This is a genomic window from Candidatus Eisenbacteria bacterium, from assembly GCA_020847735.1.
In the GTDB taxonomy this organism is placed as follows: domain Bacteria; phylum Eisenbacteria; class RBG-16-71-46; order RBG-16-71-46; family RBG-16-71-46; genus CAIXRL01.
Genome location: JADLBL010000001.1, coordinates 201,596 through 214,859, shown reverse-complemented (window position 1 = coordinate 214,859; position 13,264 = coordinate 201,596). Strand labels below are relative to the sequence as shown.

Sequence of the window (13,264 nt, the reverse complement as noted above, 5' to 3'; positions counted from 1 at the left end):
TGCGCGCGAATCGGCCGGAGCGTGCAAACTGCACGCTCCGGCCGCGCGTGACCGGGGCGGGCCGGTTCAGCGGCGCGCGGGTTCCGGCTGCGGGGCCTGCGCCGCCGCCACGCTTCGCATGCGCGCATCGAGGATGCGAACCGGCCAGCGATCCTTGAGGCCCGCGAAATACACCTGCATCCGCCGTTCGATGGCGGCGGCCCGTTCGTTCTCGATCCGCGCGAGCATCTGTTCGCGTGAGGGTTCGGTCCGCGCCAGCAGGCGGACGCGCGCCGCGCCGCCGGGGAAGCGCGCCCAGCCGCTCTCGGCGCCCACGGCCAGCGCCTGATGCCCCGGACCCTCGAACAGCAGCGAGTCCAGCACCGCGGCGCCACCCAGGCCGCCGAGTCCGCGCCCCGCGGGAAGATCGTCCACGCGTTCCAACCCGCCCCACAGGGCCGCGAGGCTGTCGAGCGACCAGCCCGAGGCCCCCAGCGAGTCCATCTCGGCGATCTTGGCGTCGAGGGCCCGCGCGCCGGCCCCGCGCCGGTACTCGGCGATGGCCGCGGTCCGCGCCTCGTCCCAGCCCGGGGTGCCGGTCCTGCCGATGCTGTCCACCCAGGTGACCCAGAAGTTGCTTCCCGGCATCCTGTCGGACCGCGGAACGATCTCTCCCGGCTTCGCATGGTCGAGACGGCGGAAGTACTCAGCCAGGCCTTCGTTCGAGGAGGATTCCCCCACGGGTTTGCGCACCGAGCTGATCTCGAATCCCAGTTTCGCCGCGACCGCCTTCGCCTGCGCGCCATCGCGCAGCACGCGCGTGAAGCTGTCGGCGCGGGCCGCGGCGATGCGGGCGGCCTTGGCGTGCGCCGCGTCGGAGCCCACCATGGCGTAGATCCAGTCGAGGTTGTGCACGACCGCGGGCACGTGGTCCATGCAGTAGATGACGTGCCAGCCGAGCGTCGTGCGCACCGGCTGCGGCGCGTACTCGCCCGGCGACAGCGCGAACACGGCCCGCTCGAAACCGTCGAGCATCGTGCCGCGGCCGAACGTCCCGAGATCGCCGCCCTTTTCCTTCGTGGCGGGATCGTCGGAGTACTGGCGCGCCAGCTTCGCGAAGTCCTCTCCCGCCTCCGCCCGGCGAAGCAGTTCCTCCGCCCGCGTCCGCGCCGCTCGGTCCGCCTCGGGAGAGGCGTTGGCCGGGGCCACGAGAATGTGCCGGGCGGTGACCAGCTCGGGCGCGGAGTACTTGTCGATGTGGTCGCGGTGGTACTGCTCGACCTCGGCGCGCGTCAGCGGCACGTCCATCGGCTGCGCCGGGGTGATCGAGAAGCGGGAAAAGTAGACGGTGTTCCCTCCGCTGAACGCCGCCGCATCCGCGTCGAAAAGCCGCCGCGCCCCGGCCTCGTCCTGCGCTTCCTTCAGCTCCGCCAGACGCTTCACGAGCAGCGGGCGGGCCTGCTCCAGGCTCGGGACGGCTCGATCCACCCGGCCCGCGGCCTGCCAGACCACCCAGCCCGCCCCGCTCGCGACCAGGCCGGGGCCGCGCGGGTCGGCGTACGCCCACACGGAGTCCGACAGCGCCGACATTCCCGGCGCCGGATCGAGCACCGATCCGCGAACCACGGGGCCGATCTCGCTCAGCTTCACGACGCGCTCGGCCCGGTTGTCGCGGCGGCCGGCGGTCCACGCCTTCAGCACGGCCTCGGCCCGAAGTCGGGTGCCGATGCGGCGGCGCTCGGCGTACCAGCGCGTCCGGATCTCCTCCTTCACCTCGGCGAAGGGCCGCGAGACGATTCCCCCGCTCCTGCTGTCGAAACCCGAGTAGTCCGCGAGATGCCCGCGGTAGTACCGGTCCAGCTCGGCGTCGGTCGGAGGCGCGACCGGCTCGTCGGCGGTGTCCGCGACGGCGATCCGGAATCGCCAGCCGGGGGCGGCGAGCGAGTCGCGCACGCGCGCGTAGAGGGCCTGGAGGTCGTACTCGTTCTGGTTCGTGCGCCGATCGCGGCGCAGCGTTCCGCGAATCTCGCGCGCCACCTCGTGGAGCGGGGCGACGTGAGCCGGCGTGACCTGGTCCACCCGCACGACCAGCCAGCCTTCGGCGGCCGGCAGCGCGCGGGGAAGGACCTTGCCGACGTTGCCCGGCCGGAAGAGTTCGCGATTGACGTCCTCGCCGGCCCGCCAGTAGCCGGGGAAGTTGTCGCTGGTCACCACGGTCCCGGGCCGCGGGCCGAGGAAGCCCGCGGCCTGCTCGAGCGTGGCGCCACCCTGCACCTGGGTGAGGATGCTGTCGGCGAGGTTCTTCATCCGCCGGGTCCAGGCCTCGGCGCCTCCGGGCAGCGCGCGGATCGAATCCGACAGCCCGGGAGAGTTCACGAACACGACCGTCAGGCTGGCGCGATCGGGCCGCTCGAACTCGGCATGATGCGACGCGTACCAGTCCAGCACGTCGCGCTCGCGCGGCTCCGGGTAGCTTCCGTCGAAATCCGAGCGCCGCAGCGACAGGTCGTCGAAGGTCGCGCGCGTGAGGGTCCGGCCGAGGGCGCGGCGCAGGCTGTCGTCGGACGGTCGGAAGCGGGCCTCGAGCCGGGCGTTGAGCTTGCGCGCGGCGAGTTGCTCCCGGATCGAGGCGATCGCGGCGTTGAAACGATCCGCCTGGGTGGTCCGGACCGTGACGTACCGCTGCTCGTCGAACCTTCCGCCGGGGTTGAAGAACGCGTCCTGCTTGAGCATCGCCTCGGCTTCCTGGACGGGAACGGTGACGCCGGTGCGCCTGGCCTCGAGGACCAGCAGCTCGATGCGGATCTGGCTCTCGAGCACCTGGCGACGGACCAGGTCCCGCAACTCGGGGGGAAGCTCTCCGGAGGAGTTGCGCTTCCCGAACTCGGCGATCGCCAGCTCGCTGCGCCGCTCCCAGTCCTCGCGTGAAATGGGATGTCCGCCGACGGTGGCCACGGGCGGGCCCGCGGTCGGGGCGACGCCCGGCGCCGGTCCCTGCGCGAACGCCTCGAACGAAACCGCCGCGATCACCGCTGAAGCGACGAGCAAGACCGACTGACGTGCGTTCACCTTTGCGCTTCTCCTCACCGGACGCTTGACCGTCCGCCCACCGCTGCCTAGCGTGCCGCGACCATGTGGAAGCTCGACGACACGGCCCGTGTCCCTCACTGGCGCCCCGAAGTCCCGCTCGCGGACGCCCGACTCGCCTTCTCGACCCGCCGTGGCGGCATCAGCGCACCGCCCTTCGACTCGCTCAATCTCGGCCGCTCGACCCGGGATACTCCCGGCGCGGTGACCGAAAACCGCGCCCGGTTGCTCGTCTCGCTCGGGCTCGCGCCCGAGCGTCTCGCCACGGCGGGCCAGGTGCACGGCGTCCGCGTGGTGGAGGTCGCGGAGCCGGGGCACCAGTCCGAGTGCGACGCGCTCGTGACGCGCGTTCCCCGGCTCGCCCTGGCGGTGACGACCGCCGACTGCATGTCGCTGCTGTACGTCGCTCCGGGCGGGGTCGCCTCGGCCCACGCCGGCTGGCGCGGCACCGCGGACGGCATGCCCGGCGCGGTCCTCTCCGCTCTCTGCGCGTGCGCCGGCTGCCGGCCGGAGCACGTTCAAGTCCACATCGGCCCGTGCATCCGGGCCTGCTGTTACGAAGTCGGAGTCGAGGTCGCTTCCCGCTTTCCCTCCGCCGCCGTCCAGGCGCGAGACGACTCCCGTCCCCACCTCGACCTGCCGCTCGCGGCCAGGCGGCAATTGGAATCCGCCGGGGTCCGGCCCGAGGCCGTCTTCGACACCGGCGCCTGCACCGCGTGTGAACCCTTCTGGTACTTCTCCCACCGGCGCGATTCCGGACGAACCGGACGCCTGTGGGGCATCGCCGCCCTCGAGCCATGACCGGCCAGCCCGCGCGCGACTCGCGCGGCGGCCGGTGAGTATAGCCACAGCGAATCGCGCACGCCGAACGACAATCCACGGGCCGCACGGACCTTGACGAGGACTTTTCACGCCCGCTAGCCTGATCCGCCTCTTGCGGCGCGTGGACCGCAGCACGCCTCCTGCCCCGAACCCCCGACTGGAGTCCCGATGTCACCGCGTCTCCGCCTGCCGCTCCTGCTGGCGCTCCTGCTTCCCGTGTCCGGCCCGGCGACTCCCGCCCGCGCCGCGGGCACGGCGGCCGCCATCGCGAAACCGGACTCGGTCGTCGTGCTCGAGACGGTCGAGGGGCGCATCGTCATCCGCCTCGCCTCGCGCGAAGCGCCGAAGACGGTCGCGAACTTCCGCTCGCTCGTGGCCCGGGGCTTCTACGACAGCACGTACTTCCACCGGGTGATCCCGGGCTTCATGATTCAGGGTGGGGATCCCTACTCACGCGACGCGGACCCGTTCAACGACGGTCAGGGAGGACCGGGCTGGACCGTGCCGGCGGAGATCGGCCTACCGCATGTGCGCGGCGCCGTCGCCATGGCGCGCATGCCCGACGCGGTCAACCCGGCGAAGGACTCGAACGGGTCGCAGTTCTTCATCTGCCTTGCCGACCGTCCGGACCTCGATCGCGGCGGCTACACCGTGTTCGGCAGGGTGATCTCCGGGATGTCCACCGTGGACCGGATCGCCGCGCTCGCGAACACGCCCGGCATCGCCCGCACGATCTCGGGGCCCAATCCGCAACAGCTGGCCCTGATCCGGCACGCCCGACTCGAGCCGGCCCCGAAGCCGGCCGCCCGTCGCGCGGCGAAGACCGTCCAGCCGGCGACGCCGAAGTAGCGCGCGAAGCGCCGGAGCACGAACCCGCGAAGCACGGGCCGGCGAAGCGCGTCACCCGTCCTGATCCGCCCAGGCGCTCGCTCCGAGCGCCGAGGTGACCTCGAACAGCCGCGCCACCGCCGCTTCGCCGGCCGCGCATCCTTCGGCGCGCAGCAGCCCGGCGATCTCTCCGACGGTGCGCCGCCCGTCGCACGCGAACCATGCGAGATCCACACCCGTGCTTCCGCCCGGCATCCACTCGTCCACCGCGATCCACGCCTGCCTGAGCGGCTCGTCCGCTCCGTCCAGGCCCGGCTGCAGCGACCGCATGGGCACCAGCGGCGAGCGCTGGATCCGCAGGGGCACGCGCGGGTCGCGATCCCTGCCCGCCGGTTTCACCGCCGGCAGCGCGGAGCGGATTTCCGACTCGAAAAACCCTTCGAGTTCCTCCGCCGCGAGTGGCAGCCCGCGCTCGAGCGCCGAGGCGACCCCGCCCGCGAAGGCCGCCGGCGCCTCTCCCGGGGCGGGCGGGCACGCGAGGCGCGCCACACTGGCCAGCGCCATCTGGCCCCGCAGGAGTTCCGCTTCCACCGCCACCCCGGGCTCCGGCGCGTCGAGCGCGGAGAGCAACCGGCGCCTCGCCGCGCGGGCGGCGGACGTGATCAGCCGGCGCACGTCGTCCGCGTCCGCGCAGGCGAGGGTCGCGGCGTAGACCGCCGCGACGCGCGCCGCGTGGCCGAGCGACGCGGGATCGCAACGTTCCGGTGTGTCGAGGTCCGAGTGGTAGTAGCGGTCGGGCCACTGGATGAGCAGCGGGCAGGGAACTCCGACCGCCGGGTCGCTCCACACGGTGTGATCGCTGCCTCCGGAATACGGCACCTCCGCCATGCGCGTGAGCGAGTAGTGCCCCGCGCCCGAGAAGCCCGGGACCCAGTCCTGGGAGGCGTGCCGGATGCGGGCGACCAGCTCGTCTGTGAAGGCGGCGGCGAAATGCGGCGAGCGTTCGAGCAGCTGGGTGCTCCCGCACGCGGCCTGCGACTCGCCCACCATGTCGAGGTTGAGCGCGGCCACCGTGCGGGCGGCGCGACCCGGATCGCCGGCGAGCCACGCGTAGGTGCCGGTGAACTCCGGCATCCACAGGAAACGGATCGTGCGCATCGGCTCGCCGAGAGCGCGCTCGCGGGCCAGTCCGGCGAGGGCCCGCGCCGCCTCGAGGGCCGCGGCGACGCCGGAGGCGTTGTCGTTGGCGCCGGGACGCGGGTGGCAGAGGTGCGCCAGGACCAGCACTTCGCCGGCCAGCGTGCCGCGGAGGGTCGCGCTGACGAGCGGCGCGGTCGTGGCGAAGCGGCGAGCCACCACTTCGGCCTCGACCGCGAGCGCTTCGTTCGCGGCCAGGCGGGCGCGCAGCTCCGCGCCGCGCGCCGGGCTGACGACGAATCCCCAGCCCCGCGGCTCGTCGGCCAGCCACCAGAACGACGTGTAGGCGAGCGATTCGCGATCGTGCTCGTCGGTTCGAACCGGAGGTTGCAGTCGCCGGCCGTCACAGATCAGACCCGCGGCCCCGCGTTCGACGACCGCGAGCGCGTGCGCCCGCTGCACGGCCCCGTGAACGAGAACCACACGTCCCCTCACGTCGAGGCCTTCGTAGTCGGACGGCCTCACCCCCTCACCGGCCGCGACGAGCGGAAACCGGCCGTGGCCGGACTCGCTGCGCTGGACCAGCGACAGCGGTCGCCGCGAGAAGTCCGCGAGCGGCTCGGGCCCGCGCGCACCCTGCAGCGTCGCGGTCGCCCGTTCGCAGTCCCAGCCTTCCGGCAGGGGACAGCCGAGAAACCGCGTCCGCCCGTCGGCCGGCGGACGCTCGACCTCGACGGCCAGGCCTTCCGCGCGCAGCGCACCCGTGAGCCAGTCCGCCGCGGCGTCGTAACCCGGGGTGGACTGGATCCGGTGGTGCTTCGCGATCTCGCGCACGGCCGCGAGGGCGCGCTCACCGTCCACCCGGGGCCGCAGTCTCTCCAGCCAGCGCTCGAACACGCCCGAACCCGGACCGCCGTCAGCGGGCCGCGGCCACCTTCACGTGGATCGCCCGCGTCGTCGAGTTGCCGGCCAGATCCATCGCCCGGACGCTGACGAGGTGCTCTCCGGGCGCGAGGCCGGGCAGCGTGCAGGCGAACGCCTCGCTGCGCGAGTCGCCGAAGCCGCCTTCCGGAGTCACCGATCGCCATTCGCCGTCGTCCACCGCCACCTCGATGCGGGAAACAGGACCGGCGGCGTCCACCGCCCGGCCGCGAATCCGCGCGCCCGTACCGGTCAGCTCCTCGATGGAGGGCGGCGTGTTGTCGATCGCGAACGGCTCGCCGACGAGCGAACTCGACCGCTCCTCGCCGAGCGCGTTGGCGCCCGCGTCGCTGGCGGTCACGCGCAGGCGGTAGCGGCCGTCCGGGAGCGTGTTCGTGTTCCAGGTGAACAGCGACGCCTCGAGATCCTTGCCGATCTCGATCCAGTCCCCACCGTCCTCGCGCCGGATCTCGACGCGGAACTTGAGCGCGTCGCCGTTCGGATCGCTCGCCCGCCAGGACAGCGACCGCAGCCCGCGCGCCCACATGGGCAGCTCGCGGATCGGCTTGTTCGACGACATCGTCGCGGAGTACTCGATCTTCTGGCCGCCCGCGAGCGTCTGCGTCACGGCCTCCGAGCGCGTGCTCATCTCGCCCTCGCGAAAACCGCGGCCCTGCGGCGCCACGCTGATCTCGTCGATGCGTGGAGGCAGGTTGGGCTCGCGCCAGGCGATGGACACCTCGCTGACCCGGCTCGCGGCGCCGCCGAGGGTCACCTTCCACTGCAGGAAGCGCGCGGCCGGCGAGACGATTCGTCCGCCGTCGGCGTCGGACTCCACCGCGCGCCAGGGCGACCAGGTGGTGTCGGGGTTCTCGGCGTTGCCGCTGCGCGTCGCGAAACGCGCCGTGCCGGCGCCGCTCCAGCGCAGTCGTCCGAAGCGGGCGAATCGCTTCGCATCGAGCGGGCCGGAGAGCAGTTCGCCGTCCTTCGCCTCGCCCGGGCCCAGCTTCCAGAGCGCCGCGGGATTCGAAGTCGCGGCCAGGACGGCGCCGTCGGCGGTGGTCGCCAGGGCGGTCACCTGCGCTTCGGAGGGCGCGAGCAACTGGACGGCGCCGTTGAAGCGCTCGAGGCGATAGACTCCCGCGCGGTTGCCGGTCGCGACCAGCGGGCCGGCCGCGGAAGCCGCGAGTGCGTGGATGAGCGGCTGGGGCGAGGTCCACCACGCCACGGTCGCGCTGTCGGGCGAGAGACGATAGACGACCGCACGTCCCCCCTTGACCGGCCCGCGCGTCGGCGTGGGGGCGTCCTCGTCGTCCGAATCGCTGCTGACCGCCGACAGGCTCAGCCCGGCGGCCCACAGCGTGCCGTCGGACCCGAGCGCCAGCGCGCGGATTTCGTCCTCGGCCGCGTCGAACAGCGTGGTCAGCGCGCCGCCCGAGTCGAAATGGTAGATGCGCCCCTGCGAATCGCCGCCGAAATACACGCCGCCGTGGCCGTCGGAAACCAGGCTGACGAGGTTGCTCTCCTCGGAATCGAACACCACGTTCGACCGGCCGCCTTCGATGCGCAGCAGCCGGCCGCGCGTGCCGGTCGCGGCCCACAGCACCCCGCGCCCGGCGGGCACGATCGCCCAGACGTAGCGTTCGCCGGTCGAGGCGACGAGCGTGGTGTCGCCTTTCGGCGAGATCCGGTACACGCGGCCCTCGGGACCGGTGCCCGCGAGCAGCGCGTCACCGTCGCGGGCCAGGCACAGCACCTGCCCGGATCCGAGTCGCACCCACGGCCGGATTCCCCCCGCGGCGGTCCACCGCTCGATCCGCCCGCCGTCGCCCGCGATGGCCACCGATCCGTCAGCGAGCGCCGCCAGCCCCCAGATCGTGCTCAGGCTGTCGGAGCGCCAGACCTTCGCTTCGGGCCCCGGCGACAGCACGCCGTCGGCGCCCACGACGATTCCGCGCGATTCCGACCGGACGTAATCGCCGGGGGAGTCCAGCGACCACCACTGCGTCTCGGTCGCCGACGACACCCCGGCGAGCAGCATCACCGACAGCCCGACTGCCAGCACCTTCCCGCGCATCGCGTCTCCCTGCCGCCCCGTCACGGGGCCGAGCGGTCCACCACCACGTCCAGCGAAAGATCTCCGCGGAGCACGCCCCGAACCGGCGTTCGCGGACCGGGAAAGACCGCCCAGTCCGCCCGGCGTGCGCCATCCCCGGCGGACTCGGGCGAAGCCAGCACGGCGAGCGCCGAGCCCGGAAGCTCGGGATAGTCCTCGCCGCCGCTCGAGACTTCGGGCGCGCGCGCCCAGAACGCCGAGTAGACGGCGTCCGAGGAATGAAACGAACCCAGCCGGTCCCACGCGTCCGCGAGCGAGACGGGCCGGAAGCGCCAGGGCAGCTTCGCCGCCATGGCGCGATCGAACTCGGCCCCCCCGCCGAGCCACAGGGTGTAGCGACCCGCCGGGAATTCCTCCGGCACCGGCACCTCGATCTCCAGATTCCGGTGCGCGCCACGCCAGTGCTCGAGGTCGAGGCTCACGCGCAGCTTTCCGCCCGGCCGCACGCGGGCGGCGAGCGCCCGCGCCGAGCGCAGCGTCCACTGATCGCGACCCTGCGACACCTCGAGCGAAACCCGGAGACTGTCGAAATGGCAGCGCTCGAACGGATTCGCGGCGAGGAAGCGCAGCGGACCCGCGATGGCGTTGATCGCGTCGCTCGTCGGGGAATCGCCCGCGACGACGTCGCCGAGCCGCAGCACGCGGCCCGCTCGCCAGGCCGTCAGGCGCCAGCGAAGGCTCTGTTGCGCGCCGTCGCCGCCGGACTCCAGCAGGCTGTTCAGGGACGCCGCCGCGACGAGCTGCGGCAGCAGCGCCCGGTCTTCGATGCATTCGAAGGCGAACGACTGTCTTCCGCCCGATCCGTTCACCTCGACACGAAACGGCATCAATGCGGGCGGCCTGCCCAGCCGGCCGGCGACCGCCGCACGCCTGTCCTGCGTCGCCACGCCCACCGGTGTCCCCGGCACCCCGAGCTTGAACGACGTCGCGAGGCTGGGAAGGATGCCGACGATGCTCGCGGTCGAAAGCGGCAGGCGCACCTCGCCGCTCTGGAAGAACGGGTGCCCGAAGATCAGGACGCGGTCCCCGTCCACGTAGGTCACGGTTCCGATCGCGGAAAGATTCAGATCCCCGCGCAGCAGATCCACCGCGACCGCGGAGCCCGGCTCGAGCGGCCTGGCCGCCGGCTTGCCCGTGGCGCGCCCGCCCGGCGTCACCGTGAAGCCGTCGGCGGCGAACATCTCGCGCACCCGCGGCAGCGCCGCGGGATCGAGTCCGCCCGCCGCGAGCGGAAGCGGCAGCTCGCCCGGCCGCATCGGACGCGGCGAGGCGGCGTCGGGCGCGGCCGGGCGGGAATCGTCTCCCCAGGCGAAGTCGCGCCACATCGGCGAGGGCGCCTGCGGGTCCACGCCGACGGGGCCGGAGGTGCCGTCCGGATTCGCGCTCTCGGGCCGGTCGAGCACCGCCAGCATGTCTCCGATCGGCGTGATGCCGAAGATCGGCTCCTTCGAGAACGACCAGCCGCTGGAGAGGGCGCCGATCAGCCTGCCTTCCACGTACACGGGCGAGCCGCTCATGCCCTGGGCGATGCCGGACTGAACCACGCGCGGGCTCGTCGCCCGCGCGAGGATCACGTCGCCGTCCGCGCGGCCGCCCGGGAGCACTCCGACGAGGACCGCGTCGAAGCTCTCGATCGAATCGCCTTCGAACACCGTCCGGACCACGGCCGCCTGCCCTGGTCGGAGGTCGGAGACGGCGAGCACGGGCACGACGGGAACGGCGGCGCGCGCGGCGCCGCCGACGGAAAGGCCGACCAGCAGGAAGGTCACGACCGCGGTTCGGTTCACGGCGCGGCACGATAGCAGAGGAAAGCGCCGGATCCGAAACGCCGGCACGAACGACGCGGCCGGAGCGACGGACGCCCGCGCGCGGCTTGCCGCCGTCCGGAGCGGCCCGTAGATTGCGTCCCTCATGGTCACTTCACCCTTCCTCGCCCGGCTCGCCCAGGGTCCGCTGCTCGCCGACGGCGCGATGGGCACGCTGCTGTTCGAGCGCGGGATCGCCTACGAACGCTGCTTCGACGAGCTCAATCTCTCCGAGCCCGGCCTGGTCGAGGCGGTGCATCGCGATTACCTCGCCGCCGGCGCGGAGCTCATCGAGACCAACACCTTCGGGGCCAGTCCGCTCCGCCTCGAGGCGCACGGTCTCGCGGCCAGGGCGCGGCTCGTCGCCCGTCAGGGCGTCAAGCTGGCGCGCAACGCGCGCGAGATCGCGGGCACCTCGGCGTTCGTCGGCGGCTCCATGGGACCGCTGGGCCGGCAGCTCGAACCGTTCGGCGGCGTCACCGTGCCCGAGGCCGAGGGCGCGTTCCGCGAGCAGGCCGAGGGGCTGCTCGAGGGAGGTCTCGACGTCTTCGTGCTCGAGACGTTCCAGGACCTCAACGAAATCCTCGCGGCGATTCGCGCCGTGCGCGAGGTGACCCGCGAACTGCCGATCGTCGCCCAGATGACCTTCGGAACCGACGGCAAGACGCGCTACGGGCACACGCCGCAGCTCGTCGCCCGCGCTCTGCGCCAGGCGGGCGCCGACGTCATCGGCGTCAACTGCGGCGTCGGGCCGCAGCCGGCCCTCGAGGTGCTGGCGCAGCTCGTGGCGGACGCCGGCGAGACGCCGGTTTCGGTCATGCCGAACGCCGGGCTGCCGCAGCTCGTGAACGGCCGCTACGTCTACCGCTCGCATCCCGAGTACTTCGCCGACTTCGCGGCGCGCGCCGTCGCCGCCGGCGCCCGCCTGGTGGGCGGCTGCTGCGGCACCACACCGGCCCACATCCGGGCCATGCGGGAACGGCTCGCCTCCCATCTGCCGGTCGAGAAGCTGCCCTCCGGCGCGGACGTCGCGGTGCTCGAGCCACCGCCCTCCGAGGAAACCACGCCGGCCGCGGCCGAAGTCCCGACGCTGCTCGAGAAGATGCGCCGCAAGTTCACGGTCAGCGTCGAGATCGATCCGCCTCGCGGCGTCAACACCCACAAGGTCCTCGCCGGCGCGAAGCTCATGGCCGCGCGTGGCGTGGACTGCATCAACATCGCCGATTCGCCGATGGCGCGCATCCGCATGAGCGCGATGTCGCTCGCCTGGCAGGTGCGCGGGTTGTTTCCGCAGATCGAGGTGATCCTCCATTACACGACCCGCGACCGGAACCTGATGGGCCTGCAGAGCGACCTGCTCGGCGCGCACGCCCTGGGCCTGCGCAACATCCTCTGCCTGACCGGAGATCCGCCGAGCCTCGGCGACTACCCGAACATGACGGCCGTGTACGACACGGACTCCGTCGGACTCATCGGCATCGTCGGCAAGATGAACCGCGGCAGCGACGAGTCGGGCACCTCCATCGGCGGCCGGACGGCGTTCGCGATCGGCTGCGCGGTCAACCCGACCTCGGAAAAGCTCGACTGGGAGCTCGAGCACTTCCGCCACAAGCTCGACGCCGGCGCCCAGTTCGTCATGACCCAGCCGGTCTACGAGCTGTCCGCCTGGGAGCGCTTCCTCGAGCGGCTCGGCGGACCGCCGAAGATTCCGCTGCTGATCGGCATCCTGCCGCTGCAATCCTTCCGCCACGCCGAGTTCCTGCACAACGAAGTCCCGGGCATCCAGGTTCCCGACTGGATCCGCGGGCGCATGCACGAGGCCGGGAACTCGGGGCAGCAGGTCGGCGTCGAGCTGGCGCGTGAACTGCTGCGCCAGTGCCGCGGCTCCGCGAACGGCGTCTACCTGATGCCTTCCTTCGGCCGGTACGAGAACTGCCTCGACGTGCTCGACGGCTCGGACTGATCCCGCGGATGGCGACTTCCGACGCAGAGCTGCTGAACGACCCCCGGGCCGCGGCCGAGCTGGGGGCGGACGAGAACGCGCAATGGTGCGCGGGCTGCACGCGCTGCTGCGTCACCGTCTGCATCGAGGTGGACGCCCCGCGCGCCCCGTGGGAGTACGACCAGTGGATCTGGGTGCTCCACCACGAAAACCTCGAGCTCTACGTCGAGCGGCCCGAACGCTGGTACCTGCACATCGCCACCCGCTGCCGGCAACTGGACGAGAGCGGGCGTTGCCGCATCCACGGCCGGCATCCGGTGCTGTGTCGCGAATACGACCCGCGTCACTGCGAGCGCCGCGCCCCGCTGTCGGACGTGGTCGCGTGGTTCCACGACGCCGGCGAGTTCGAGCGCTGGCTGGCCGCGAAGCGCCCGGCGCACTGGCGACGCCTGCTCGCCCACCGCGCCGCATCGCCGGCGGCGCGCGTCGCCGCGCCCGCGGCGGCCCTCGCCGCGCTGGTGACGATCGGCGAGCCCGCGGGCGGCGCGGCCGCGCACGAGCCCGCCACCCACCTGCCGCCCCCGGCCCGGCGCGGACGCGGAGAAGCGCGCCGAAAACCGTAGGGCC

8 protein-coding genes are annotated in these 13,264 nt (G+C 72.8%); 4 read left to right on the top strand and 4 right to left on the bottom strand.

Translation table 11 applies throughout. The features are described 5' to 3' along the window. Positions 1–66: 66 nt before the first annotated feature. The gene (locus tag IT347_01005) at positions 67–3,048 is read right to left on the bottom strand and encodes a peptidyl-prolyl cis-trans isomerase (protein MCC6348157.1); all 2,982 of its coding nucleotides are present in this window, start codon (positions 3,046–3,048) and stop codon (positions 67–69) included. Between the two features lie 63 nt (positions 3,049–3,111). Between IT347_01005 and IT347_01000 the strand changes: the two genes are divergently transcribed. Continuing rightward, entirely contained in the window at positions 3,112–3,867 is a 756-nt protein-coding gene (locus tag IT347_01000) for a laccase domain-containing protein (GenBank protein MCC6348156.1), read from the top strand. A 189-nt stretch (positions 3,868–4,056) separates the two neighbouring features. Then, positions 4,057–4,737 carry a peptidylprolyl isomerase gene (locus IT347_00995; GenBank protein MCC6348155.1) on the top strand — a complete coding sequence of 227 codons (681 nt, stop codon included), beginning with the start codon at positions 4,057–4,059 and terminating at the stop codon, positions 4,735–4,737. A 51-nt stretch (positions 4,738–4,788) separates the two neighbouring features. Here IT347_00995 and IT347_00990 read toward each other — a convergent pair whose 3' ends face one another. From IT347_00990 to IT347_00980, 3 genes are read right to left on the bottom strand one after another with little or no spacing between them, the layout of a single operon-like run. After that, the gene (locus tag IT347_00990) at positions 4,789–6,750 is read right to left on the bottom strand and encodes a DUF4910 domain-containing protein (protein MCC6348154.1); all 1,962 of its coding nucleotides are present in this window, start codon (positions 6,748–6,750) and stop codon (positions 4,789–4,791) included. A gap of 19 nt (positions 6,751–6,769) precedes the next feature. Next, on the bottom strand, positions 6,770–8,851 hold the full coding sequence (locus IT347_00985) for a hypothetical protein (protein ID MCC6348153.1): 2,082 nt from the start codon (positions 8,849–8,851) through the stop codon (positions 6,770–6,772). Between the two features lie 20 nt (positions 8,852–8,871). Then, positions 8,872–10,677, bottom strand: coding sequence for a hypothetical protein (locus tag IT347_00980; GenBank protein ID MCC6348152.1), 1,806 nt, complete (start codon positions 10,675–10,677; stop codon positions 8,872–8,874). A 124-nt stretch (positions 10,678–10,801) separates the two neighbouring features. Here IT347_00980 and IT347_00975 point away from each other — a divergent pair, with 124 nt between their 5' ends. Further along, positions 10,802–12,658, top strand: coding sequence for a bifunctional homocysteine S-methyltransferase/methylenetetrahydrofolate reductase (locus IT347_00975; protein MCC6348151.1), 1,857 nt, complete (start codon positions 10,802–10,804; stop codon positions 12,656–12,658). Between the two features lie 8 nt (positions 12,659–12,666). Continuing rightward, positions 12,667–13,260: a YkgJ family cysteine cluster protein gene (locus IT347_00970; GenBank protein ID MCC6348150.1), complete on the top strand. Its 594-nt coding sequence runs from the start codon at positions 12,667–12,669 to the stop codon at positions 13,258–13,260. Positions 13,261–13,264 lie beyond the last annotated feature (4 nt).

What these genes read in the sequence shown, in the direction of transcription:
- IT347_00975 (MCC6348151.1), top strand. Translation starts at nt 10,802, where the DNA reads ATGGTCACTTCACCCTTCCTCGCCCGGCTCGCCCAGGGTCCGCTGCTC.
- IT347_00985 (MCC6348153.1), bottom strand. Translation starts at nt 8,851, where the DNA reads ATGCGCGGGAAGGTGCTGGCAGTCGGGCTGTCGGTGATGCTGCTCGCC.
- IT347_00970 (MCC6348150.1), top strand. Translation starts at nt 12,667, where the DNA reads ATGGCGACTTCCGACGCAGAGCTGCTGAACGACCCCCGGGCCGCGGCC.
- IT347_01000 (MCC6348156.1), top strand. Translation starts at nt 3,112, where the DNA reads ATGTGGAAGCTCGACGACACGGCCCGTGTCCCTCACTGGCGCCCCGAA.
- IT347_00995 (MCC6348155.1), top strand. Translation starts at nt 4,057, where the DNA reads ATGTCACCGCGTCTCCGCCTGCCGCTCCTGCTGGCGCTCCTGCTTCCC.